25 protein-coding genes are annotated in these 23,703 nt (G+C 74.4%); 14 read left to right on the forward strand and 11 right to left on the reverse strand.

All coding sequences use genetic code 11. The features are described from left to right. The 3 genes from ABZS66_RS47940 to ABZS66_RS47950 form a co-directional block, all read right to left on the reverse strand. On the reverse strand, nucleotides 1–739 hold a 739-nt coding region (locus ABZS66_RS47940; protein ID WP_354769731.1), incomplete at its 3' end, for an acyl-CoA dehydrogenase family protein. Nucleotides 740–743: 4 nt separating this feature from the next. Then, nucleotides 744–1,511: an SDR family oxidoreductase gene (locus tag ABZS66_RS47945; protein ID WP_354769732.1), complete on the reverse strand. Its 768-nt coding sequence runs from the start codon at nucleotides 1,509–1,511 to the stop codon at nucleotides 744–746. Further along, complete coding sequence (locus ABZS66_RS47950) at nucleotides 1,508–2,260, reverse strand: SDR family oxidoreductase (RefSeq protein ID WP_354769733.1); 753 nt, start codon at nucleotides 2,258–2,260, stop codon at nucleotides 1,508–1,510. Before ABZS66_RS47950 ends, ABZS66_RS47945 begins: the two co-directional genes overlap by 4 nt. Nucleotides 2,261–2,349: 89 nt before the next feature. Between ABZS66_RS47950 and ABZS66_RS47955 the strand changes: the two genes are divergently transcribed. The 4 genes from ABZS66_RS47955 to ABZS66_RS47970 are packed head-to-tail and all read left to right on the forward strand — an operon-like array spanning nucleotide 2,350 to nucleotide 4,889. Next, nucleotides 2,350–2,829, forward strand: a complete 480-nt coding sequence (locus ABZS66_RS47955; protein ID WP_354769734.1) for a GNAT family N-acetyltransferase — start codon at nucleotides 2,350–2,352, stop codon at nucleotides 2,827–2,829. A gap of 36 nt (nucleotides 2,830–2,865) precedes the next feature. Next, nucleotides 2,866–3,357 (forward strand): SigE family RNA polymerase sigma factor, encoded by a 492-nt coding sequence (locus ABZS66_RS47960; protein ID WP_354769735.1) that lies wholly within the window; start codon nucleotides 2,866–2,868, stop codon nucleotides 3,355–3,357. A 2-nt stretch (nucleotides 3,358–3,359) separates the two neighbouring features. Next, entirely contained in the window at nucleotides 3,360–4,109 is a 750-nt protein-coding gene (locus tag ABZS66_RS47965; RefSeq protein ID WP_354769736.1) for a hypothetical protein, read from the forward strand. A gap of 39 nt (nucleotides 4,110–4,148) precedes the next feature. Then, complete coding sequence (locus ABZS66_RS47970) at nucleotides 4,149–4,889, forward strand: maleylpyruvate isomerase family mycothiol-dependent enzyme (protein WP_354769737.1); 741 nt, start codon at nucleotides 4,149–4,151, stop codon at nucleotides 4,887–4,889. 253 nt (nucleotides 4,890–5,142) lie between these two features. Here the strand turns inward: ABZS66_RS47970 and ABZS66_RS47975 are convergent, their stop codons facing one another. Then, on the reverse strand, nucleotides 5,143–6,975 hold the full coding sequence (locus ABZS66_RS47975; RefSeq protein ID WP_354769738.1) for a long-chain fatty acid--CoA ligase: 1,833 nt from the start codon (nucleotides 6,973–6,975) through the stop codon (nucleotides 5,143–5,145). Nucleotides 6,976–7,202: 227 nt separating this feature from the next. On the opposite strand from ABZS66_RS47975, the gene ABZS66_RS47980 reads away from it, so the two are divergent. After that, complete coding sequence (locus ABZS66_RS47980; protein WP_354769739.1) at nucleotides 7,203–7,643, forward strand: VOC family protein; 441 nt, start codon at nucleotides 7,203–7,205, stop codon at nucleotides 7,641–7,643. On the opposite strand, the gene ABZS66_RS47985 is transcribed toward ABZS66_RS47980, so the two are convergent. Both ABZS66_RS47985 and ABZS66_RS47990 read right to left on the reverse strand, forming a co-directional pair. Next, a complete protein-coding gene (locus ABZS66_RS47985) occupies nucleotides 7,634–8,740 on the reverse strand; it encodes a HAMP domain-containing sensor histidine kinase (protein ID WP_354769740.1) in 1,107 nt (368 codons plus the stop codon). The two genes, ABZS66_RS47980 and ABZS66_RS47985, sit on opposite strands and share 10 nt — an antisense overlap. Beyond that, the gene (locus tag ABZS66_RS47990; protein ID WP_354769741.1) at nucleotides 8,737–9,402 is read right to left on the reverse strand and encodes a response regulator transcription factor; all 666 of its coding nucleotides are present in this window, start codon (nucleotides 9,400–9,402) and stop codon (nucleotides 8,737–8,739) included. Before ABZS66_RS47990 ends, ABZS66_RS47985 begins: the two co-directional genes overlap by 4 nt. A gap of 112 nt (nucleotides 9,403–9,514) precedes the next feature. Between ABZS66_RS47990 and ABZS66_RS47995 the strand changes: the two genes are divergently transcribed. Both ABZS66_RS47995 and ABZS66_RS48000 read left to right on the forward strand, forming a co-directional pair. After that, a complete protein-coding gene (locus tag ABZS66_RS47995) occupies nucleotides 9,515–10,864 on the forward strand; it encodes a hypothetical protein (protein ID WP_354769742.1) in 1,350 nt (449 codons plus the stop codon). Between the two features lie 49 nt (nucleotides 10,865–10,913). Beyond that, nucleotides 10,914–11,486 carry a hypothetical protein gene (locus ABZS66_RS48000; RefSeq protein ID WP_354769743.1) on the forward strand — a complete coding sequence of 191 codons (573 nt, stop codon included), beginning with the start codon at nucleotides 10,914–10,916 and terminating at the stop codon, nucleotides 11,484–11,486. A gap of 13 nt (nucleotides 11,487–11,499) precedes the next feature. Here the strand turns inward: ABZS66_RS48000 and ABZS66_RS48005 are convergent, their stop codons facing one another. Genes ABZS66_RS48005 through ABZS66_RS48020 form a run of 4 tightly spaced genes read right to left on the reverse strand, consistent with a single transcriptional unit; the run spans nucleotide 11,500 to nucleotide 14,571 of the window. Beyond that, nucleotides 11,500–12,543, reverse strand: coding sequence for an ABC transporter ATP-binding protein (locus tag ABZS66_RS48005; RefSeq protein WP_354769744.1), 1,044 nt, complete (start codon nucleotides 12,541–12,543; stop codon nucleotides 11,500–11,502). Further along, nucleotides 12,540–13,361: an ABC transporter permease gene (locus tag ABZS66_RS48010; RefSeq protein ID WP_354769745.1), complete on the reverse strand. Its 822-nt coding sequence runs from the start codon at nucleotides 13,359–13,361 to the stop codon at nucleotides 12,540–12,542. Before ABZS66_RS48010 ends, ABZS66_RS48005 begins: the two co-directional genes overlap by 4 nt. Further along, a complete protein-coding gene (gene modA / locus ABZS66_RS48015) occupies nucleotides 13,358–14,161 on the reverse strand; it encodes a molybdate ABC transporter substrate-binding protein (protein WP_354769746.1) in 804 nt (267 codons plus the stop codon). The genes ABZS66_RS48010 and modA overlap by 4 nt, the downstream gene beginning before the upstream one ends. Beyond that, nucleotides 14,158–14,571, reverse strand: a complete 414-nt coding sequence (locus tag ABZS66_RS48020; RefSeq protein ID WP_354769747.1) for a helix-turn-helix domain-containing protein — start codon at nucleotides 14,569–14,571, stop codon at nucleotides 14,158–14,160. Before ABZS66_RS48020 ends, modA begins: the two co-directional genes overlap by 4 nt. A gap of 105 nt (nucleotides 14,572–14,676) precedes the next feature. Here ABZS66_RS48020 and ABZS66_RS48025 point away from each other — a divergent pair, with 105 nt between their 5' ends. The 3 genes from ABZS66_RS48025 to ABZS66_RS48035 all read left to right on the forward strand — a co-directional run bounded on the left by ABZS66_RS48025 (nucleotide 14,677) and on the right by ABZS66_RS48035 (nucleotide 17,537). Then, entirely contained in the window at nucleotides 14,677–15,609 is a 933-nt protein-coding gene (locus tag ABZS66_RS48025) for a class I SAM-dependent methyltransferase (protein WP_354769748.1), read from the forward strand. A 92-nt stretch (nucleotides 15,610–15,701) separates the two neighbouring features. Continuing rightward, a complete protein-coding gene (locus ABZS66_RS48030) occupies nucleotides 15,702–16,844 on the forward strand; it encodes a molybdopterin-binding protein (RefSeq protein ID WP_354769749.1) in 1,143 nt (380 codons plus the stop codon). 21 nt (nucleotides 16,845–16,865) lie between these two features. Then, entirely contained in the window at nucleotides 16,866–17,537 is a 672-nt protein-coding gene (locus tag ABZS66_RS48035; protein WP_354769750.1) for a DUF2625 family protein, read from the forward strand. On the opposite strand, the gene ABZS66_RS48040 is transcribed toward ABZS66_RS48035, so the two are convergent. Further along, complete coding sequence (locus tag ABZS66_RS48040; protein WP_354769751.1) at nucleotides 17,534–18,088, reverse strand: TetR/AcrR family transcriptional regulator; 555 nt, start codon at nucleotides 18,086–18,088, stop codon at nucleotides 17,534–17,536. The two genes, ABZS66_RS48035 and ABZS66_RS48040, sit on opposite strands and share 4 nt — an antisense overlap. An 89-nt stretch (nucleotides 18,089–18,177) precedes the next feature. On the opposite strand from ABZS66_RS48040, the gene ABZS66_RS48045 reads away from it, so the two are divergent. The 4 genes from ABZS66_RS48045 to ABZS66_RS48060 all read left to right on the forward strand — a co-directional run bounded on the left by ABZS66_RS48045 (nucleotide 18,178) and on the right by ABZS66_RS48060 (nucleotide 23,609). Continuing rightward, complete coding sequence (locus tag ABZS66_RS48045) at nucleotides 18,178–19,215, forward strand: aldo/keto reductase (protein WP_354769752.1); 1,038 nt, start codon at nucleotides 18,178–18,180, stop codon at nucleotides 19,213–19,215. A 162-nt stretch (nucleotides 19,216–19,377) separates the two neighbouring features. Continuing rightward, the gene (locus ABZS66_RS48050; protein ID WP_354769753.1) at nucleotides 19,378–21,990 is read left to right on the forward strand and encodes an Hsp70 family protein; all 2,613 of its coding nucleotides are present in this window, start codon (nucleotides 19,378–19,380) and stop codon (nucleotides 21,988–21,990) included. A 119-nt stretch (nucleotides 21,991–22,109) separates the two neighbouring features. After that, nucleotides 22,110–23,123, forward strand: coding sequence for a hypothetical protein (locus ABZS66_RS48055; protein WP_354769754.1), 1,014 nt, complete (start codon nucleotides 22,110–22,112; stop codon nucleotides 23,121–23,123). Between the two features lie 120 nt (nucleotides 23,124–23,243). Then, nucleotides 23,244–23,609, forward strand: coding sequence for a metalloregulator ArsR/SmtB family transcription factor (locus ABZS66_RS48060; RefSeq protein ID WP_354769755.1), 366 nt, complete (start codon nucleotides 23,244–23,246; stop codon nucleotides 23,607–23,609). The last annotated feature ends 94 nt before the right edge of the window (nucleotides 23,610–23,703 follow it).

The raw sequence follows: 23,703 nt of genomic DNA on the forward strand, positions 1-23,703 counted from the left end.
GGTGGATGCGGCCGGGGCCGAGCCGGGCCTGCGCGATCGCGAACCCGGAGCCCTCCGCGCCGAGGAGGTTGCCGGCGGGCACCCGGGCGCCGGCGAAGTCGATCTCGGCGTGACCGCCGTGGTCGGCGTCGTCGTAGCCGAAGCTGTGCAGCCCCCGCAGTACCGTCACACCCGCGGTGTCCCGGGGAACGAGGATCATGCTCTGCTGGCGGTGCCGCTCGGCCGCCGGGTCGGTCTTGCCCATGACGACGAGCAGCGCGCAGTCCGGGCCCAGGGCGCCGGTCGCGAACCACTTGCGGCCGGTGATGACGTACCCGTCGCCGTCGCGCACGATGCGCGTGGCGACGTTGGTCGCGTCGGAGGAGGCGACGTCCGGCTCGGTCATGCAGAACGCGGAGCGGATCCGGGCGTCGAGCAGCGGTTCCAGCCATTGCTCGCGCTGTGCGGGCGAGCCGAAGGAGGCCAGCAGCTCCATGTTGCCGGTGTCGGGGGCGGCGCAGTTGAGCGCGGCCGGGGCGAGCGCCGGGCTGCGGCCCATGATCTCGGCCAGCGGCGCGTACTGCAGGTTCGGGAGGCTCAGGAACAGGTTCCACAGCCCGCGGGCCCGGGCCTCGCGCCGCAGCTCGTTCACCAGCTCCGGCGTGTGCGGTACCCGCTCGGCCGGGTAGACGTGACTGTCCATGAAGGACAGCAGGCGCTCGCGGTGCTCGTCGGTCACCGCGTCGTACTCGAAGTTCACCGCGTCAGCCCTCGATCTTCTGCTGGAGCCGGTTCATGCCGCTGAGCCAGCGCTCCGGGTCGGCGGCCCGGCGCGCGTAGTAGGTGGCCACCTCGGGGTGCGGCAGGATCAGGAAGCGGTCGCCGTCGAGCGCCTCGACGACCCGGTCGGCGACCTGCTCCGGCGACAGTGCCGTCTGGTCGAGCAGCCGCCGGCTGGTCCCGTCGCCGCCGTCGAGCATCGGCGTGCGCACCCCCTGCGGGCACAGCGCCTGCACGACGATGCCGCGGTGCGCGTACGTCACCCGCAGCCACTCGGCGTAGGCCAGGGCGGCGTGCTTGGTGACCGCGTAGGGCGCCTTGCCCAGCAGGGTGAGCAGCCCGGCCGCCGACACGGTGGTGAGCAGCCGCCCGCGGCCCTTGGCCAGCCACCGCGGCAGCAGCGCGCGCGACGCGTAGACGTGGGCCATCACGTTCACCCGCCACGCCTGCTCCCACATGGCGTCGGGAGCGGTCACGGTACCGCGGGGCGCCACGCCCGCGTTCGCGCAGAACAGGTCGAGGCCGCCGAGGTTGTCCCAGGCGAAGTCGACGAGCCGGTCCACCTCCTCGGGGTCCCCGGCGTCGCCGGAGAACGCGAGCCCGTCGACCTCGTACGCGACCTGCCGGGCCGCGGCCGCGTCGAGGTCGTTGACCACGATCTGCGCGCCGAGGCCGGCGAAGCGCCGCGCCATGGCCGCGCCGATGCCGCTCCCGCCGCCGGTGATCACGACGGCGGCGCCGTTGAGGTTCATCCGGCCCTCCGCGCGAGGGTCACGCCGCCGTCGACGACGAGGGTCTGGCCGGTGATCCAGCCGGCGTCGTCGGAGGCGAGGAACGCCACCGCCCCGGCGACGTCGCGCGGCAGGCCGAGGCGGCGCATCGGGTACTGCGCGGCGACCTCGTCCTCCCGCCCCTCGTACATCGCGGTGGCGAAGCGCGTCTTCACCACCGCCGGGGCGACCGCGTTGACCCGCACGGCCGGCGCGAGCTCCACGGCCAGGCAAGCGGTGAGATGGTTGAGGGCGGCCTTCGTCACGCCGTAGAAGGCGATGCCGCCGGGCGGCTGCAGCGCCGACACCGACGAGACGTTGACCACGGCGCCGCCCCGGTCCGGCGGCTTGCGGAACACCTCCTGGACCCATCCGAGCGCGCTGAGCACGTTGACCTCGAAGATCTTGCGGGCGGCGGCCAGGTCGAGGCCGAGCAGGTCGCCGTACACCGGGTTGATGCCGGTGTTGTTGACCAGCACGTCGGGCGGCCCGAACAGGTCGGCGGTGTGCCGCACGGCCTCCGCCCGGTGCTCGGGGTCGTCGGCCCGCCCGGCGACGTAGGTCGCGTTGACCGCCCCGCCGAGCGCGCTGACGGCCTCCTCGAGCCCGTCGGCCTTGCGGGCGGTGATGCAGACCTTGGCCCCTTCCTCGACGAACCGGCGGGCGATGCCAAGACCGATGCCGCGACTGGCCCCGGTGATGACAGCGACCCGCCCGGACAACGCGCTCATGGCGGCTCCCTCTCCGGCAGACTATATGCACTTGGAGTGTATGTTTCCCGTCGCCGCCGTCAACCCCTGCCGCCGATAGGGTTGGCCGGGTGAGCGAACCGCTGATCCGGCCGGCCCGGCCCGCCGACGCCGCCGAGGTCGCCGCCATCTGGGAGGCCGGGTGGCGTGACGGCCACCTCGGCAACGTGCCCGACGCGCTCGTCGCGGCCCGGGCCGGCGACTCGTTCCGGACCCGGGCCGCCGCGCGGGTGCCCGACACCACGGTCGCCGAGGTCGGCGACGCGGTCGCCGGGTTCGTGATGGTCGTCGGGGACGAGGTCGAGCAGGTGTACGTCGGGGGCGCGCACCGCGGCACCGGCGTCGCCGCCGACCTGCTCGCCGCGGCCGAGCGGCAGGTCGCGGCGAACGGGTTCGGCACGGCCTGGCTCGCGGTCGTGCCGGGCAACGCCCGTGCGCGGCGGTTCTACGAACGCTGCGGCTGGACCGACGCCGGCCCGTACGACAACCCGGTCCCGCACGCGGGCGAGATCATCCCGGTGCCGTGCCGGCGGTACGAGAAGCGGGTGTGAGCCGCCCGCGTTGAGCGTTTCCCCGTCGCCCGGAGTATGTGGTGCGTGGGGAGCCGATCGGACGCCGAGTTCACCGACTACTTCGCCGGGCGGGTGGTGCCGCTGCGGCGCTTCGCGTACGCGCTCTGCGGGGACTGGCACACCGCCGACGACCTCGTGCAGCTGACCTTTGTGAAGTTGTACCAGCACTGGCGGCGCGCCCGTCCCGAGTCCCTCGACGCGTACACCCGGCGGATCCTCGTCAACGCCTTCCTGTCGCACCGGCGGGACCGCCGCCGGGAGACCGTCGTCGCCGAGCCGCCCGACACGCCCGTCCCGCAGGTCGAGCCCGGCGGCGACACCGGGCTCGGCCGCGCACTGCGGGCGCTGCCGCCCCGCCAGCGGGCCGTGGTCGTCCTGCGCCACCTGGAGGACCTGTCCGTCGCGGAGGTGGCCGAGCTGCTCGGCATGGCCGAGGGCACCGTCCGCAGCCAGACCGCCCGGGCCGTCGACGCGCTGCGCCGCGCCCTCGCACCGACGAAGGAGTAGCCATGGACCTCGACACCGCCCTGCGCGAGTACACCGACGGCGGCCCGCCGACCCGGGTCACCTCGGCCGCTGTGCTCACCGCCGGCCGCCGCGTCCGCCACCGGCGCCGTCTGACGGTCGCGACCGGCGCGGTCGCCGTCCTGGCCGCGACCGGGGTGCTGATCGCGAACATCCCCGGCGACCCGGCGCCGGTGCAGCCGTCCGGCCCCGGCTGGGCCGCCCTCGACCCGCAGCCGTTCTGCGCGAGCGACCAGCAGGCCGACCGGCTCACCTGCTACCTGCAGACCGAGGTGTCGCGGCGCCTGCCGGGCGCGACCTTCCACCGCAGGAGCACCGCGAAGGCCGGGCCGCTGCAGGTGTACCGCGACGGCGACTCCTACACCGCCGCCGCGCTCGTCGCCGACGAGCACGGCATCGGCGCCATCGGCTTCAGCGTCACTCCCGCCACGAGCCCCGAGGCGATCAAGGAGGAGCTCTGCGACCCGCCCGTGTGCTCCGAGCGGACCGGGCCGCACGGCGAGCCGGTGACCGTCCTGCGGGCCGGCTCGACCCGCAGCTACCAGCACCAGCTGGTGAACGTGCGCATGTACGCCCGCGGCGCGGTGCTCTTCGCCAGCGCCACCAACGCCCCAGGCGACGCGAGCCCACCGCCCGGCGAGGCCCAGGTGCTGGAGCAGCAGGACGTCACGCGGCCCGACCATCCGCTGAGCGTCGACGAACTCGTCGAGATCCTGGCCGGGCTCACGTACTGAGGCCGCCCGCCGCACCGGCCTCGGTGAATACTGTGCGTCATGGAGATCCAGCGGTACCTCGAATGCCTGGAAGCCGACTTCGCCCGCCTGCGGGAGGTCGCGCCACCCGCCCTGGCCGCCGACGTGCCGAGCTGCCCCGGCTGGACGGTGGCCGACCTGAGCCGCCACGTCGGCGAGGTCTACCTGCACAAGACCCTCGCCATGCGCGAGGGCGTGGAGCCCGACCCGTGGCCGCCGGCCGCGCTGGCCGACGAGGACCCCCTGGCCCTGCTCGATCGCACCCACGCCGACCTGCTGGCCGAGTTCGCCGCCCGCAAGCCGCAGGACCCGGCCGGCTCGTGGTACACCCCGGACCAGACGGTCGGGTTCTGGTACCGCCGGATGGCCCAGGAGACGGTGATCCACCGCGTCGACGCCGAGCTGGGCGCGGGCGTGCCGCTCGCCCCGATCCCGCCCGACCTGGCCGCCGACGGCATCGACGAGCTGCTGAAGATCTTCGTTGCCTTCGGCGTGGCGGAATGGGGCTCCGACTTCGCGGAGGCGCTGCGGGACTCCCCGGGCCGCACCGTGGCGGTCCGGGCCGGGGAAGCGTCATGGCTGGTGAACACGGTCCCGTTCACGGTCACCGACGGCGCGGCCGCCGCGGACGCCACGGTGACGGGTGACCCGGCGGCGGTCCTGCTCTGGCTGTGGAACCGCGCGCCGTCCGGCGTGACGATCGAGGGCGACCCGGCGGCGGTCGCCGAACTGCGCCGCTGCATCGCCGTCGCCACCCAGTGACCGCCCTGCGATGGGTGGTCGTGGCCGGCCCGCCGCTGCCCGGGCGGCGCCCCGCCGGACGACCTGGCCGGCGAGAGGTTCGACTTCGAGCCGTGGACCGGCGACTGGTACACGTTCATCGCCTGCTACGGGTCGTACCAGAACCGCTTCCGCGGCGCCCAGCCGTTCGGCCTGCAACTGCGTGAACTCCAGGCCCGACCGCACGTGTGAGGCGACGGGTCGCATGTCGACGCCCGCCCGGGCGGGGTCGCGCTCAGTGGCCGCGGTAGAGGGCGTCGATGTCGGCGGCGTACCGCTCGGCCACGACACTGCGTTTGATCTTGAGGGTGGGGGTGAGCTCGCCGTCGGCCTCGGTGAAGTCGTGGGGCAGGATTCGGAAGGTCTTGACCTGTTCCGCTTTCGACACCGCCCGGTTGGCCCGGTTGACCGCGGGCTGGATCTCGCCGCGCAGCTCGGGGCTGTGCCGCAGCTCGGCGAGTGACGCCTCGGGCCGGCCGTGGGTGCGGCGCCAGCGGGTCCAGGCCTGCGGGTCGATCGTGACGAGGGCGGCCACGTACGGGCGGCCGTCGCCGACGAGCATGCACTGGCTGACCAGCGGGTGCGCCCGGATCGCCTCCTCGATCGGCGCCGGCGTGAGGTTCTTGCCCGCCGCGGTCACGAGCACCTCCTTCTTGCGGCCGGTGATCCGGAGGAAACCGTCCGGGTCGAGGCTGCCGAGGTCACCCGTGCGCAGCCAGTCGTCGGCGGTGAACGCGGCGCGGCTGGCCTCCGGGTCGTCCCAGTAGCCGGGGAAGACGACGTCGCCACGCGCCTGGATCTCGCCGTCGTCGGCGATGCGGATCTCCACCCCGGGCAAGGGGCGGCCGACGGTGCCGATCCGCTGCGCCGACGGCACGTTCACCGTCAGCGCCGGTGAGGTCTCGGTCAGCCCGTAGCCCTCCAGGACGGTGATGCCCGCGCCGCGGAAGAAGTGCCCCAGCCGGACGCCCAGCGGCGCCCCGCCGACGATCGCCGTCCGGCACCGTCCGCCGAGCGCCGCCCGCAGCTTGCGGTACACCATTACGTCGCACACGGCGTGGACCAGCCGCAGCAACCTGCCCGGCCCCCGCGCCGTGTCGAGGGCGCGGCTGTAGCGCACGGCCACCCGGTCGGCGACGGTGAACAGCCGGCCGCGCAGCCCGCCGCCGGCCTTCTGCCGGGCCTGATAGTGCATCTTCTCGAACACCCGGGGCACGGCCAGGATGAACGTCGGCCGGTGCCTGCGCAGCTGCTCCAGCACGCCGGCGAGGTCGGCGCTGTGCACCGTCGTCGCCCGCGCCTGCACCATCCCCACCTGGATCAGGCGGGCGAACGCGTGCGCGAGGGGCAGGAACAGCACCGTCGACGCCCCGGGGTGCAGCAGCTGTGGCAGCACCGCGAGTGCGCCGGCGGCGTCGCAGTAGAGGTTGCGATGCGTCAGCGCGCAGCCCTTCGGACGGCCGGTCGTGCCGCTGGTGTACACGATCGTGGCCACGTCCGCGTCGGTCACCCGCTCGCGGCGCGCATCGAGCTGTGCGTCGTCGACGGTGCGGCCCTGTCCGGCCAGGGCGATCAGGTCGCCGGCATCGATCTGCCAGGTCGTGCGCAGCGCCGGCAGGCCGCGCCGCAGACCGGTGACGGCCGCGGCGTGGTCGTCGGTCTCCACGACGCACCCCACCGCGCCCGAGCCGGCCAGGATCCACTCGATCTGTTCGGGGCTGGCCGTCTCGTAGATCGGGACGGTCACCGCACCGATCGCCCACAGCGCGTAGTCCACGAGCGTCCACTCGTACCTGGTGCGACTGATCAACGCGACCCGGTCGCCGTGTTCGACACCGGCGGCGAGGAATCCGCGGGCGACCGCCTGCACATCGTCGCGGAAGGCCGCGCAGCTCACCGGCAGCGCCCCGGCCCGCCGGGCCCGGCCTGCCGGCCAGGACCGGGGATCCGGATCGGCGCGCACGAACTGCAACGCCCCCGGATCCTCGCGGGCGTTGTCCCACACGGCCTCCGCGAGTCCCGGCGCCCGCTCGCGGGTGACCACCGGCTCGACCGCCACGTACTGCACGCCGCGCACCCCCACTGTCGACCCACGCCCGGCCATGGCTCCGGCCCCAACGCCATGATCCCGCCGGCACCAGCGCCGGCGGCGGTATTCCCCGGGAATGCCCAACTGGGGTGACACCCGCCGGCGAGCTTGTCCGACGCGCTCGACCGCCGCCCACCGATGTCGAGAACGCTCCGCCGGCTCCGTCCCGGGGTACGACTGGTACACCGAACAGGGAGCGAACCACGATGATCACCAGGATGGACAACGTCGGCATCGTCTTCGAGGACCTCGACGCCGGGGTCGCGTTCTTCGCCGGGCTCGGCATGCGGCTGGAGAGCCGGGGGCCGGTGCGGGGCCGCTGGGCGGAGCGGGTCGTCGGGCTCGACGACATGTCGCTCGACGTCGCCATGATGCGGACCCCGGACGGCCACGGCCGGCTGGAGCTGATGCAGTTCCACTCGCCGGCGGCGGTCAGCGGCGGCCCGGCCAGCCCACCGGCGAACGCGCTGGGCATCCGCCGCATCATGTTCGCCGTCGACGACATCGACGCCGAAGTCGCCGGCCTGCGCGAGCGCGGCGTGCAGCTCGTCGGCGAGGTCGTGCGGTACGAGGACCTCTACAAGCTCTGCTACGTCCGCGGCCCCGAGGGCATCATCGTGGCGCTGGCCGAGCAGCTTCAGCCGTAAGGCGCCGGGAGCCGCACCTCCACGCGCAGGCCGCCGTCGTCCTGCGCGATGGCGGTGACGGTGCCGTCGTGGGCGCGCGTGATCGACCGCGCGATGGCCAGGCCCAGCCCGGCGCCGCCGCTGTGGTCGATCCGGTCGCCGGCGAGCCGCTTGAACGGCTCGAACAGCGCGTCGACCTGGTCGGGCGGCACGGGCGGGCCGGTGTTGGTGACCGTCAGGGCCGGGTTGCCGGCGCCGACGGTGACGGTGACCGAGCCGCCGTCCCGGTTGTACTTGACGGCGTTCTGCACGAGGTTCGTGACGAGCCGCTCCAGGAGCACCCGCTCGCCGTCGACCGCCCGGGCGTGCAGCTGGACCGTGAGCCGCAGCCCGGCCGCGAGCGCCCGGGAGCGGTGCGCGGCGGTGACCGCCGACACGATCTCGTCGAGGCGCTGCGGGGTGCGCACGGCGAGGCCCTGGTCGGCCTCGCTGAGCACGAGCAGCCCCTCGACGAGCCGCTCGTTGCGCTCGTTGGTCTGCAGCAGCTGCGCGGTGAGCAGCCGGACCTGCTCCTCGGTGAGCGGCTGGGCCATCCCGACCTCGATGAGCGTGCGCTGTACCGCGAGGGGCGTGCGCAGCTCGTGGGAGGCGTTGGCGGCGAACCGGCGCTGGTGGTCGTAGCCGGCCATGATCCGGTCCATCATGGCGTCGACGGCCCGGCACAGCCGGGTGAACTCGTCGTCGCCGGCCGGGGCGCCGGCGGTGGCTCCGGCTCCGGCTCCTGCCCGGATGCGGTGGCCGAGGTTCTGCGGGCCGGCCTGGGCGAGCACCGGCACCAGGTCGTGCAGCGGCCGCAGCACCCAGGTCGCCGCCGGCCGGGCGGCGGCCAGCCACACCACCAGGCCGAGGAGCGTGCCCAGCACGAGGGGCAGCAGCCAGGTGAAGTCGTCCCGCAGCGTCAGGCACGAGGTGCCGCCGGCCGCGTCGCAGGCGGCGTCGAGGAAGTAGACGGTCGTCGGGGTGATCGCGTGCTCGTCGACGAGGTCGTTGAGGAAGTACCCCGCGGCGAGGGCACCGGCGACGACCAGCAGCAGCCGCCGGCGCGGCGACGCGCTCACGCGGCCGGCCCGAGCCGGTAGCCGGCCCGCGGCAGGGTGTGGATGAGCGGCGGGTCGCCGAGCTTGCGCCGCAGCGTCATCACGGTGACCCGCACGACGTGGCTGAACGGGTCGGTGTGCTCGTCCCAGGCCTGCTCCAGCAGCTCCTCGGCGCTGACCACGCGGCCGGCGGCGCGCAGCAGGACGTGGGCGACCGCGAACTCCTTCGGGGTCAGGGCGAGGACCCGCCCGTCGCGCAGCGCGGCGTGCCGGCCGACGTCGAGCACGAACCCGTCGCACTCCAGCACCGGCGGTACCGCCGCCACCGACCGCCGCCCGAGCGCCTGGATCCGGGCGACGAGCTCGGCGAACGCGAACGGCTTGGTGAGGTAGTCGTCGGCGCCGAGCCCGAGGCCCTCGACCCGGTCGCGGATGCCGGCGGCCGCGGTGAGCAGCAGCACCCGGGTGCCGGCGCCGGTGTCGACCAGCCACCGGCACACCTCGTCGCCGGTGCGGCCGGGCATGTCCCGGTCGAGGACCGCCACGTCGTACCGGTTGACGCCGAGCCGCTCGACCGCGCCGTCACCGTCGTAGCAGACGTCGACCGCCATCGCCTGGCGCCGCAGCCCGGCCCCGATCATGTCGGCCATCAGCCGCTCGTCGTCGGCCACGAGCACGCGCATGCGGCCCTCCTCCCAGTCCGGTCGCCGCCCCAGCATGCCAGCCGCCGGGTAAGGGCGGCGTCAGAAGATCACTGACGCCCGCCGGACGGTCCGGTCGTGACGCTGGGTGCCCATGTGGACCCGTCGTGAGGCGCTCCTGGTCGCCCTGGGCGCCGTCGTGTTCGGTGCCGGCCTGCTCCTGCGGCTGCCCGGCCAGCCGATGGGGGACGAGCCGCACTACCTCGCCCTCGCCCAGGCGATCGGGACGTACCACACCTTCGACCCGACGCCCGTCTACGCGGGCGGGGACTATCGGGAGTACTTCCCGAGCCCCATCGACGCGCACGTGGCCGTCGTCGGCGGGCGGCCGGTGCCGTTCCACAACGTGGGCGCGCCGCTGCTGTTCGCGCTGCCGTTCCTGCTGCTCGGCCGGCTCGGCGCGCACCTGGTGATCCTGGCCGCGGCGCTGCTCACCGTGCTCAACGTGCACCGCCTCCAGCGCGACCTCGGCGTCGGCGCCGGCGTGGCCACGTTCGTCACCGGGCTGTTCGTGCTCGGCTCGCCGCTGTACGTGTACGCGCCGATGCTCTTCGTCGAGCCGCTGGGGATGCTGGCGGTGGTCTATGCCGCCCGCGTGACGCTGGACCGGGCGCCCGCCCGGTGGCGGCTGCTGCTGGCCGGTGCCGGGATCGGCTACCTGCCGTGGGTGCACGGCCGGTACGCCATCTTCCCGGTGCTCTTCGGGGTGCTTTTCGCGGTCCGGCGCCGGTGGCCCGCCCTGGTGCCGTTGACGGTGGTCTCCCTCGGGCTCGAGGCGTTCAACTGGACGATGTACCGCTCGCTGAGCCCCGCCCCCGGCAGCACCGACGCGCTCGGCGAGGGCCTGCTGCGGCTCGACCCGCTGCGGGGCCTGGCCTACCTGGCGTTCGACGGCCGCTTCGGCACGGCGCCCAACTTCCCGCTGCTGGTCCTGGCCGGCGCGGGGGCGCTGCTCACCGCCCGGCGGGTGAACGCGGTCCTGCTGACGGCGATGCTGCCGTACTGCGTGATCATCGCCACCTATCCGAACTGGCCCGGTGGCTTCAGCCCGCCGGGGCGGCTGCTGGCCGTCTGCACCCCGCTGCTCGCGTACTACGTCGGGGTGCTCCTGCAGCGCGTGGCCGGCCTGTGGCTGCGCGCGGCCGCCGCGCTCGCCGCCGCCTACGGCTATGTCCTGGCCCTGCTCTCCGACCTGCACCCCGTCGAACGGTTCCACTGGGTGTCGGACACCACGAACCCGCCGTTGGAGCGGATGGCCGCGCTGGTCGGCGTGCCGGTGGACCGGCTGGCGCTGTTCGCGGGCGCCGACGATCCGGCGTTCGCGGTCTGCACGGCCGCGGTGGTGATTCCGACGGTACTGCTGTGGTGGTGGGGATCATCGACAACCGGTGATATTGCTCGCGACGTTCGCACCGCCGGAGGGGCCGCCGGGACCGGTCCGTGATGGTATACATGAGCGTCACTCCCTGTCGATCGACAGCGATGGAGGAATGGTGCTGCCTGAGTTCCGCACGTTCGCCTCGGTCGTCGGGCGCCGGACCGCACTGCGGTACGGCGCTCTCGGCGTGTTCGCCGCGCTGACGGCCGGGTGCTCGCCCAAGGAAGCGGCCGGCGGCGCGGAGGGCGGCGTCGCCCGGCTCGCCCTGGACGCGTTCGCGAAGGGAGCCTGGGACGTCAGCGTCGTGCTCACCGGCGGCGGCCTGGCCCAGCCGAAGGTCGACGCCGGCCGCCTCACGGTGGAGGCGGGCCGCTTCACCGCCGACCCGGGCCTGCTGGGCAAGTCCAAGACCCGCGGCGAGTACGCGCTGAGCGCCGCCCAGGTCCGCGTCCACGGCATCGAGTACTGGGACGAGGCGACCCAGACCTGGCTCGCGACGTACGGCGAGCCGTTCACGGGTGGCGGCCTGCCGGCGGACGTCAACACCGGCACGTCGGCGGACGTCCAGTGGTCGATGGGCACGGCCCAGCAGGTCCTCCCGGCGACGTGGGACGGCCGCACGCTGCGCTGCACGGGCCACGACTTCCACGGCAAGACGGTCGCCGTGACCGCGACCCGCGCGGGCTGAGGGCTCTCCGGAGTCAGGCGGGGTAGGCGTGGGTCTCGGTGGCCTTCACCGCGGCCCACACCTCGCGACCGGGGGCCAGGTCGAGGTGGGCGGCGGCGGCCGGGGTGATGTCGGCGAACGCGGGGATCGGGCCGTCCAGCTGGACGCGGAGGTTGTCGCCGTGGCGCTGGATGCCGGCGATCGTCGCCGGCCAGGTGTTGCGCGGGCTGCCGTCCGGCTGGTGCGGGTGCAGCGCCACCGCCGCCGGGCGGAAGACTACGAACGCGTCGCCCTGGAGGCGGTCGTCGCTGGTCAGGGTGAAGCCGCCGGGGAGCTGCACGGCGGTGCCGTCGGCGTTGCCGCGGTACAGGTTGAGGCCCACCAGGCGGGCCACGTAGTCGGTGCGGGGACGGGCGGTCACGGCCGCGGCGTCGCCGTCCTGCACCACGCGGCCGTCCTCGACGATGACCAGGCGGTCGGCGAGGACCAGGGCGTCGAGCGGGTCGTGCGTGACGAGCAGGGTCGCGCCGGGGTGGTCGGCGAGGTGGCGGTGCAGCTCGGCGCGGGTCTCCAGCCGGGTGCGGGCGTCGAGGGCCGCCAGGGGCTCGTCGAGCAGCAGCAGGACGGGGTCGACGGCGAGGGCCCGGGCGAGCGCGACCCGCTGGGCCTGCCCGCCGGAGAGCTGGCGGGGCTTGCGGCGGGTGTGCTCGGCGAGGCCGACGCGGGTCAGCCAGGCCTCCGCCTGCGCCCGGGCGGCCTTGCGGTGCAGGCCGTGCCGGCGCGGGCCGAACGCCACGTTGTCCAGGGCGGTGAGGTGCGGGAACAGCAGGTAGTCCTGGAAGACGACGCCGATCGGGCGGCGCTCCGGCGGGACCCGGGTCACGTCGTCGGCGCCGATGCGGACGTGGCCGGTGGTCAGCGGCTGGAGGCCGGCCAGGGCCCGCAGGGCGGTGGTCTTGCCGGCGCCGTTCGGGCCGAGCAGCGCGACGACCTCGCCGGCGGCGATGCGCAGGGCGATGTCGAGGCGGAACGTGCCGCGGTCGACGACCAGGTGCGCGTCGAGCAACGGTGCGGTCATGGGGCGGTGATCCAGCGGTCGCGCAGCCCGGCCAGGATGGCCACGGACACGATGAGCAGCACGAGGCTGAGCACGACGGCGCCGTCGAGGTCGCCGCCCTCCATGGTCTGGTACACCGCGAGCGGCATCGTCTGGGTGACGCCGGGATAGTTGCCGGCGAACGTGATCGTCGCGCCGAACTCGCCGAGCGCCCGGGCCCAGCCCAGCACGGCGCCGGCGGCGATGCCGGGCGCGACGAGCGGCAGCGTCACGTGCGTGAACGTCGTCCAGCGGCCGGCGCCGAGGGTGGCGGCGGCCTCCTCGTAGCGGCGGTCGGCGCCGCGCAGGGCGCCCTCGACGGCGATGATGAGGAACGGCATGGCCACGAACGCCTCGGCGATCACCACGCCGGTGGTGGTGAACGGCAGCGAGAAGCCGAACGTCCGGTCCATCCACTCGCCGACCAGGCCCCGGCGGCCGAACACCAGCAGCAGCGCGATGCCGCCGACGACCGGGGGCAGCACGAGCGGGACGGTGATGAGGGCGCGGACCAGCCGCCTTCCGGGGAACTCGACCCGGGCCAGCAGCCAGGCCAGCGGCACCCCGAACGCCAGGCACAGCACGGTGGCCAGGGTGGCGCACAGCAGCGACAGGCGCAGCGCGGCGAGCACCTCGGGGTCGGTGAGCCGCTCCGGCATGGTCGTCCACGGGGCCCGGATCAGCAGGCCGGCCAGTGGCAGTACCAGAAAGAGCAGGCCCGCGGCGGCGGGAACGAGGAGCCCGGCGGGCGCCCCCAGACCGGGGCGCCGCGCCGTTCTCCTCGTCTCCGTCGTCGTCACGGGGACTGGAAGCCGGCCTCGGTGAGGACCGCCTTGCCCTTGTCCGACAGCACGTAGGCGATGAACGCCTTCGCGCCGGCCGCGTTCTTCGCGCCCTTGAGCGCCACGATCGGGTAGTCGTTGATCGCGCCGGCGGACTCGGGGAACTCGATGCCGTCGACGTCGGTCGCGGCGGCCTTGGCGTCGGTGCGGTACACGAGCGCCGCGTCGACCTCGCCGAGCTTCACCTTCGCCAGGGCGGCCTTGACGTCCTGCTCCAGGGTCACCGGCGTGAGCTTCACCGAGGCGGCGTCGAGCGCCTTCTTCGCGGCCGCGCCGCACGGCACCTGCTCGGCGCACAGCGCGACCTTCACGCCCGGCTTGGTGAGGTCGGACAGGCCCTTGACGCCCTTCGGGTTGCCCTTGGGCACGGCGATGACCAGCTGGTTCTTGACGAAGGTGGCCGGGGTGCCGTCGCCGTTGCCGGCGTCGGTGACGGTCTTCATGTTGGCCGGCGCGGCCGAGGCGAACACGTCGGCCGGGGCGCCCTGGTTGATCTGGGTGGCCAGGGCCGAACTGCCCGCGAAGTTGAACTTGACCGTGCTGCCGGGGTTCGCCGCCTCGAAGTCCTTGCCGATCTTGGTGAACGACTCGGTCAGCGAGGCTGCCGCAAAGACGTTGACAGTACCGGTGACGCCGCTGCCGCTGCTCGACGTCGCCGCGCCGGGAGTGCCGTTCGCGGCCGGCTCGTCGCTGCCGCAGCCGGTCACGGTCATGAGGACACCGACCGCCGCGGCGGTCAGGGCAATGCGCAGCTTCACGGAGTGCTCCCTCGGGGTAGCGTGGCGCGCTCCACCACGACGTTGGTCGACTTGATCACCGCGACCGCGACCGAGCCGACCTGCAGGTCGAGCTCGTCGACGGCCTCGCGGCTCATGAGCGACACCAGCCGGAACGGGCCGGCCTGGATGTCCACCTGCGCCATGACGGTGTCCTTGACCACGGCGGTGACGATCCCGCGCAGCCGGTTGCGCGCCGAGGACAGCTCGGTGCGGCCGTCGGGGTCGTTGCCCTGGTCGCGGACGAACGCCGCCAGCTCGGCGCCTTCGATCGTGCGGTGACCGTGCTCGTCGCGGGTCGCGGGAAGCCGACCGGCGTCGATCCAGCGGCGGACCGTGTCGGCGCTGACGCCGAGCAGTTCGGCCGCCTCCCCGATCCTGAACACCGTCACGGCGATCACCTTAGCGCCTCGCATCTGCGGCCTCATATCGCCCGTCCGGGCCGCATCGGCGAGGGTCCGGTGGCGTCGTGGCCGTCGCACCTGCATGATGGACGTATGAGTGACGAGCGTTGGTCGACCGTCCTCACGCACCTGGTCGCCGCGCTGCCGGCGGATGCCGCGCGGGTCACCGTGGACGGCCGCGACGGCGGGGCCGCCGTGTTCGCCGACCGCTTCGCCGCCTGGCTGCGCGCCGGGGGCCGCGACTGCGTGCGGCTCGACGGCGCGGACGGCCGCAGCATCGTGATGGCACCCGCCGGCGGCCACCTGACCATCTGGGTGCGGTCCCCGGGCCCGGGGGAGTACCGCGGCGAGCAGGCCGACGCCGTCGTCGACCTGCACGACCCGGCCTGGCCGGTGCTGCGCCACCTCAACCCGGCGCTCGGCGCCGGCGACACCTGGTACCGCACCGAGTCCCAGGCCTTCTTCGCCGCCCGCGCCGCCACCTGGGACACGAAGTTCGGCGACGACCAGCCGGCGTACGCGGCCGCCGTCGCCGAGGCGCGGCTGCCGTCCGGTGGCGTCGTCGTCGACCTCGGCTGCGGCACCGGGCGCGCGCTGCCCGCCCTGCGCCAGGCGGCCGGCCCGGCGGGCGTCGTCATCGGCGTCGATCTCACGCCGCAGATGCTCGCCGCCGCCGGGCCCCGCGCGCGCGAGTGCGCCGCGACATTGCTGCTCGCCGATGCCCGGAGCCTGCCGTTCGTCGATGCCGGCGTCGACGCCGTCTTCGCCGCCGGCCTCATCAACCACCTGCCCGACGCGGACGCCGGCCTCGCCGAGCTGGCCCGGATCACCCGGCCGGGCGGCAGGCTGGTGCTGTTCCACCCGTCGGGGCGCGCCGCCGTCGCCGCCCGCCATGGCCGCGCGCTGCGCCCCGACGAGCCCCTGGCCGAGCCGGTCCTGCGCGCCTCGGCGGCCCGCGCGGGGTGGTGCCTGACCAGCTACGACGACCCGCCGCACCGCTTCCACGCGGTGGCGGTGCGGACCTGACGGCGGCTCCTCACCGCGTCACGGGCGGCCGGGAGAGATGTTCGTAACCGGTACCGCACGCGGTCGAGACGCCGGCGGGGTGCAATAGCAGCGTGCAGCCCTGGCATACCGCCTACGCCATCGCCCGTGACAAGCCGGCGCCGCTCCCGGCCGAGCCGACCCCCACCACGGCCGCGGTGGGCCGGGTCGCCGCCGCGCCCGCCCGCGCCCGCGTCGCCGTGCCGGCGTTCGACACCGCGGCGATGGACGGGTACGCCGTCGCCGGCCCCGGACCGTGGACCCTCACCGGCCGCATCCTCGCCGGCCCGGCCACCGGCCGGCGCGCGATGACCGCCGGCACCGCGGTCGAGATCGCCACCGGCGCCGTGGTGCCGCCGGGGGCCGACGCTGTCCTGCAGTACGAGATGAGCCACCGCGACGGCGACGTGGTGACCGGGGCCCGCGGGCCGCGCGACCACATCCGCCGGGCGGGCGCGGACCTCGCCGCCGGGGACCTCGTCGTGGCCGCCGGGCGGGTGGTCACCGCCACCACCGCCGCGGCGGCCGTCCAGGCCGGCATCGACCGGCTCCGGACGCACCGGCCGCCGGCGGTCACGCTGCTCGTCACCGGCGACGAGGTCGTCCGGGACGGCCCGCCCGGCCCCGGCCAGGTCCGGGACGTGTTCACCGGCCTGGTCGAGGCGGTCAGCACCCGGGCCGGCGGGCGGGTGCACGAGGCCCGCCACGTGCCGGACCGCCCGGACCGCCTGCGGGCCGGCCTCGACGCCGCCACGACCGACGTCGTCGTGGTCACCGGGGCCTCGTCCGCCGGCGCCGCCGACCACCTCCGGACGGTCCTCGACGCCCGGCACTGGATGGTGCGCGGCGTCGCCTGCCGCCCCGGCCACCCGCAGGGCCTGGCCGCGCTACCGGACGGCCGCTGGGTGGTCAGCCTGCCCGGCAACCCGTACGCCGGCCTGGTCGCCGCCCTCACCCTCCTCGAACCGCTGCTGGCCGCCCTGTCCGGCCGCCCGCGGGTGCTGCGGCGCATGCCGGTGACGGGCACGGCCCGCCTGGTCCCGGACGGCGTCCGCATCGTCCCCACGCGCCACGACGGCACGATCGTCCAGGCCGCGGGCTCTGCAGGCTCTGGGGGCTCTGGCAGCCTGCACGTCGCCGCGTCGGCCGACTATCTGGCGGTACTGCGGGCCGACTGGGCGAGCGGCGACAGCGCGGACGTCCTGGAGGTGCCGTGAGCCGGCAGGCATGATGTCCGGGTGCGTACCGTAGACAACCTCACGACCGTCCCCGCGCCGGCCTGGCCGGCGCTGGAGGCCGAGCTGCGGTCCAACCCGCAGATCGCCGTGCTGCCGATCGCTGCGCCGGCCGGTCGGGACAGCCTGCACCGCCTCCAGGTCACCGCCGGCTCCCGGCTGGGCGCGCTGGCCCTGCACACCGGCGGCGTGCTGGTCGACGACGGCTGGCTGCGGGTGCTCGGCGGCGGCGCCGACGGGCTGCCCTCGCTGGCGGAGGCGAACGGCCTGCCCGGCGACGAGCGGCCGCCCGCGGCGCTGGTGGTCGGTCACGACGTCCTCGGCGGGCGGTTCGAGGTCAACGGCCCCGACCCGGCGGCCGCCGGCCGTCCCGGCGACCCCGGCGAGGTGTGCTACTTCGGCCCGGACACCCTGGAGTGGACGCCGCTGGGCGTGGGCCACGGCGTCTGGCTGTCGTGGCTCGCCCAGGGCGGCACGCAGCGGTTCTACGAGGCCCTGCGCTGGCCGGGCTGGCCGGAGGAGACCCGCGCGCTGCCCCTGACCCACGGCCTCACGGTCTACCCGTTCCTGTGGTCCGAGGAGGCCCACCAGGACCTCGCCGCCACGTCCCGCCAACCGGCCCCGATGCTGGAGCTGTTCGCGCAGCAGGACGAGTTCGTGGCGTCCCTGCGCTAGCGGCGCAGGCCGTCGAGGAAGACGTCGACCAGGCGCCGGCCGTAGGCCGGGTGGTCCTTGCCCGGCACCGGCTGGCACAGCAGCGCCACCGCGTGCAGCACGTCCTCGGCGCTGACGTCGGCGCGGACCTCGCCGTCGGCCACCGCGGCCCGCAGGAGCGCGTCGAGCACCGGACCCATGCGCCGGTAGAAGTACTCGCGCAGCTCCTGATGCGCGCCGTGCAGCGCCGAGGCCAGCCCGATCTTCGTCGCGACGAGGTCGGTGTAGCGCCGCACCCACTGCGTGAGTGCCGCCCCCGGCGGGAGGGCCGCGCTCAGCGCCGGACCCGCCGCGGCACACGCGTCGATCTCGTGCTCCAGCACGGCGATGACCAGGTCCGAGCGCTGTGGGAAGTGCCGGTAGAGCGTCCCCACGCCGACGCCCGCCCGGTCGGTGATCTCCTTCGCCGGGGCGTCGACGCCGGACGTCGCCAGGACGTGTTTGGCCGCCTCGAGCAGCGCGTCGAGGTTGCGTCGCGCGTCGGCGCGCCGCGGTCGCGGATGCTCAGTCAAGGCCGTCCTCTTGCGTAACCGGAAAGGCTTTCCGTATCGTAGCGGAAAGACTTTCCGCTTAGCGTTCACCATACGGCAGGAGACCCGGCATGCAGTACCGCACCCTCGGCCGGACGGGCATCAAGGTCAGCCCGTACGCGCTCGGCACGCTCATGTTCGCGACGTCCGTCGGCAACGCCGACCCCGCCGAGTCGGCCCGCGTCCTGCACAAGGCCCTGGACGCGGGGATCAACTTCGTCGACACCGCCGACGCGTACGGCGACTCGGAGGAGGTCGTCGGCCGGGCGCTCAAGGGCCGGCGCGACGCCGTGGTCCTCGCGACCAAGGTCAGCCGCCCGATGGGCGAGGACCCCAACCAGCAGGGCGCCTCGCGGCGCTGGATCATGCGGGCGGTCGAGGGCTCGCTGCGGCGGCTGCAGACCGACCACATCGACCTGTACCAGATCCACCGGCCCGACCCGTTCACCGACGTCGAGGAGACGCTCTCCGCGCTCTCCGACCTGGTCCGCAGCGGCAAGGTCCGGGCGATCGGGGCGTCCGGGACGCCCGCGTCCGACATCGTCGAGGCCCAGTGGGTCGCCGAGCGCCGGGGACTGGAGCGCTTCCGCACCGAGCAGCCGGTGTACTCGCTGCTCAACCGCGGCATCGAGCGCGAGGTGCTGCCGGTCGCGCAGCGCTACGGGCTGGGCACGCTGGTCTGGGGCCCGCTCGGCCAGGGGCTGCTCACCGGCCGCGTCCGCAAGGGCGGGCCGAACGACCTGCGCCGCGCCCGCTTCTTCAAGCACCTCAACGACGAACGCCGGCTCGACGTCGTCGAGCAGCTCGTCCCGCTCGCCGCCGAGGCGGGCCTGCCGCTGACCCACCTGGCGATGGCCTTCACCATCGCGCATCCCGGCGTGACCAGCGCCCTGCTCGGCGCCCGCACCGAGGAGCAGCTCGACGACCTGCTCGCCGGGCTGGACGTCGCGCTCGGCGACGACCTCCTCGACCGCATCGACGAGATCGTCCCGCCCGGCACCGACGTCGGCACGGTCGACCAGACCTACCTCCCGCCGGCGCTGCAGGTGCCGCACCTGCGCCGGCGCCCGGTCGCCGAGCGCGCCGCCGCCTCCGCCGCCCTGGTCTAGGGTGCGGACGCGCCAGACCTTGCCGCTCAGGCGGGCACCGTCACCCGCTGGGCATAACTTTGTTTGCTGTTCGCACGTGGCGGAGCAGATCGGACGTTCGGTGCCGAAGACTGCCGCTGCGAACGATCTTCGACCGCCGCGGTGCCCAACTAGCGTGTCGCCGTGGTCTCTGGGGTGGTTCGGCTCGGCGTCGACTTCGGTACTTCGAACACGGTCGCGGCGCTGCAGACTCCCGACGGCCGGATCCGCCCGCTGCTGTTCGACGGCTCGCCGCTGCTGGCCTCGGCGGTCTTCGCGGGCGCGGACCCGGCGCTCCTGGTCGGCATGGACGCGCTGCGGGCTGCGGCCGGGTTCCCGGCGGGCCTGGAGGCGAACCCGAAGCGCCGCATCGACGACGGCACGGTGTGGCTGGGGGAGCGGGAGCACCCGGTCGTCGAGCTGATCGCGGCCGTCCTGCGCCGGGTCGGCGACGAGGCGGCCCGAGCGGGTGGTCGGGCCCCCGACGAGGTGGTCCTGACCCACCCGGCGACCTGGGGCCAGTCGCGGCTGGCGCGGCTTGTCGAGGCAGCCACCCGCGCGGGTCTCGGCCCGGTGCGGCTGGTCCCGGAGCCGGTCGCGGCCGCGGCGTACTACACCACGACGCTCGCCCACCGCATCCCCGCCGACCGGGTGATCGTTGTGTACGACCTGGGCGCCGGCACGTTCGACGTGACCGTCGTGCGCCCGTCGGCCGACGGTTTCGAGGTGGTCGCCTCCGACGGCCTGGCGGACGTGGGCGGCCTGGACCTGGACGCCGTCGTGGTCGACCACGCCCGCACCGCTGCCGGGGGAGCTGCCGGGGTGGCTTCCGGGGCCGGCGCGACGGCGGCGTGGCGGCGCCTGGACTGGCCGGAGACTCCCGCCGACCGGCAGGCCCGCCAGACGCTGTGGCAGGCGGCGCGCGCGGCGAAGGAGCAGCTGTCCCGGCATACCGCGGGCGACATTCAGGTGCCCCTGGCCGACCAGCAGGTCCACCTGACCCGCGAGGATTTCGAGCGGGCGGCCCGCCCGTACCTGGACCGGACGGCACGGCTGACCCTCGCCGTACTGCGCGACGCGGGCATCCCACCGGAGCGCATCGCGTCGGTGTTCCTCGTCGGCGGCTCGTCACGGATCCCGCTCGCGGCAACCTTGCTGCACCGGGCGCTGGGCGTCGCCCCGACGGTCCTGGACCAGCCCGAACTCGTCGTGGCCGAGGGAACGCTCGCGCTGGGCGAGGCGTCCCTGGCCGCCACCCGCCCGGCGGGCGACGCAGGCCCGGCCGCCGCGCCGCGGCCCGGCGGGGCGGTCCAGGTGCCGGCTCCGGCCGGTGCGCCCCAGCCGGGCGGGCTGGTCCCGGCTCCGACCGCCGCGCCGCAGCCGAGCACGATGAACCACCCGCCGGCCCCGACTTCAGCCCCGATCCCAGCCTCAGCCCCGATCCCAGCCTCAGCCCCGATCCCAGCCTCAGCCCCGATCCCAGCCTCAGCCCCGGCGCCTGCCTCGGCCGCTGAGCCGCAGCCGGGCCCGGCGTCTGCCCGTGCATCCGGCGGATCGGCCGGGGCCGGTGTCCCGTTCACCGATGCGGCGGTCGCCGACGGCGCTGAACCGGCCGTTGTCGAACTCCCGGCACCCCGATCCGCCGCTGCCCGGAACGAGGCTGCCCAGAACGCCGCGGCCGGACCGTCCGGTGGGCCGGCCGGCGCCCGGCGCCGAGGCCGGCGCTGGCTGGTCGCCGGGGTCCTGGCCATCGTCGTCGGGGTGGCGACAGTGGTGTACCTGAACCGTCCCGGCGCAGGCGACAGCTCCGACACGCCGGCCGTTCCCACGATCGCGAAGGGCGACAGCCTCAACAGCGGCGGGTCGGACAACAACATGAACATCGCCTTCAGCCCGGTCGGGACCGAGTTCGCGTTCAGCACCACCACCGGCATCGAACTGTGGAACGTGGCCGACCCGGCGAAGCCGGTGCGCGACGGCTTCATCAAGATGGACAACACGTGGGGCGGAACCTTCAGCCCGGACGGACAGACCCTCGCCACCATCCAGGCCGAGCTGACCGTGCAGCTGTGGGACGTACGCGATCCCAGAGCGCCACGATCGATCACCACGATCCCGCACGGTCAGCAGGGTGCCCTCACGGTGGCGTTCAGCCCGGACGGCGCCCTGCTGGCGCTGGGCGGCGGCCCGTACAGCTCGGGCGTGGAGCTCTGGAACGTCGCCGACACCGCGCACGTCACCAAGGTGGCCACCGTCGACCACGCGAAGGTCGACCGGGTCCGCTTCGCCCGCGGCGGCAAGATCCTGGTCACCTGCAGCCGCGGCGACGACATGCTGCAACTGTGGGACGTGACCGCCTCCGGCAGCTCGCCCCGCCTCGCCGGCAAGGTGCTGAACGAGCTGCACGACTGCGCGGTCAGCCCCGACGGCAACACGCTGGTGACCGCCCTGTTCAGCGGCAGCGCCCAGATCTGGGACCTGTCCGATCCGGCCGACCCGAAGCCCGGCAAGACGATCAGGACGCAGGGCCGGGCCGTGTGGAGCGCCGCGTTCGGCCCCGGCGGCACGGTGGTGCTCGCGAGCTGGGACGCCGGCGCCGAGTTCTGGGACGTCACCCACGGCACCGAACCGAGGCTGCTGACCTCGGCCCCGCTGCGCGCGGGCTCCCCCACGGAATGGGTGGCGCTGAACCCGGCCGGCACCACCCTGGCAACGTTCGACACCGGCTACATCGCCACGCTGTACGCGATCCGCTGAAGGCGCGGCGACACCAGACGGTCCAGCTGTGCCCGGGTCCGGGCCGATTCGGGCATCTGCGGTGGAGGCCGGCCGTGAGGGCCGGGTGCCGGCCGGGGCCTTCGTTATCCTCGGCTGCCATGACCCGGACCACGCCGCCCCGGCCGTTGGACATCGCCGCGCGCTTTCCCGAGCTGCGTGAGCATTCGGCCACGGCCACCCGGCTGCATCCCCGTCCCGGGACGCCGGCCCCCGCCGACAGCTCCGTCGGGGGGCCGGTGCTCTGGCCGGCCGGCGAGCCGTGGCCCACCTGCACCGACGGCGACCTCCACTACGTCTCCGAGCTGCTGACCCCCGCCGCCGTCCGGCGCAGCCGGGAGATCTACGCCGCGGCCCAGGAGCGCGCCGACCGGACCGGCCGCCGCTACGAGCTGACCGACGCCGAGCAGGCCGAGCTGGCCGACGCCGAGTCCTCCGCGCCGCACGACCTGGTCGACCAGCCCATTGCGCTGGTGCCGATCGCCCAGCTGTACCGCCGGGACGTCCCCGACTTCGTCGGACCCGACGGCGCCGACGTGCTGCAGGTGCTGTGGTGCCCGCTGGACCACCCCGAGGTGGGCTACAACCCCCGCGTCCGGCTCTACTGGCGCGACAGCGCCGACATCGACCGGGTCCTGACCGCGCCGCCCGCACCACCGGTCGTGAACGAGCACTACCTGCCGAGCCCGTGCGTAGTCCATCCGGAACAGATCACCGAGTACCAGTACGCCGCACTCCTGCCCGAGGACCTCGACGAGCGGATCACCGCCTGGGAGGAGGAGCGCGAGGACGACGAGGACGGCGAGGACGACGACGGTGTCGGCTACCAGTTCGACCTGTCACTGGCACCCGGCTGGAAGGTCGGCGGCTTCGCGAACTGGTCGTTGACCGACCCGCACCCCGTGGACTGCGCCGAGTGCGGCACGCCGATGACGCTGCTGCTCACCGCCGACACCAGCGAGTGGCACGGCACGGGCGGGAGCTGGCGGCCGCTGGAGGAGCCGCCCGGCGCGACCAGCGGGCCGACGGACGTGGTCATCGGTCGCGGCTACGCGCTGTACATCTTCCGCTGCCCGGTCTCGTTCGACCATCCGCCGGCGACCGCCATGCAGTGAGTGGCGCTGTGCGTATCCCCCGGGTCCCCTGGTTCAGTCAGGACTTTCAACCGGTTGGTTGACTGGCTCGGGTCGGCGGGCTATCGTCTGTTTCAACCAAATGGTTGAAACGAGGGGTCGATGGTGGCCGACGCGCTGTCCCAGATCTTCGCCGCGCTCGCGGATCCGACCCGGCGCGACATGGTGGCCCGGCTCGCCGTGGGCGACGCGACCGTGAACCAGCTCGCCGAGCCGTACGAGATGTCGCTGCAGGCGGTGTACAAGCACCTGCGGGTGCTCGAGGGTGCGGGGGTGGTGAGCCGGCCGCCGGGGCCGCAGCCGCGGTCGGTGCGCCTGGAGACGGAAGTGTTCGACCTGATGGACACGTGGATCGAGCGTGCCCGACGCCAGGCCGAGGAGCGCTACCGCCGCCTCGACGCGGTCCTGTCGGCGATGAACGAAACGACAACGACCGAAACCGACGAGCAGAACGGAAGCGTGGCATGAACGCTTTTGCCGAGACCGTGATCGAGGTCGACCCGAAGGTGCCGATCATCCGGCTGACCCGCGACTTCGCGGCAACGCCCGAGCAGGTGTTCCG

The organism is Dactylosporangium sp. NPDC005572, assembly GCF_040605515.1.
GTDB lineage: Bacteria > Actinomycetota > Actinomycetes > Mycobacteriales > Micromonosporaceae > Dactylosporangium.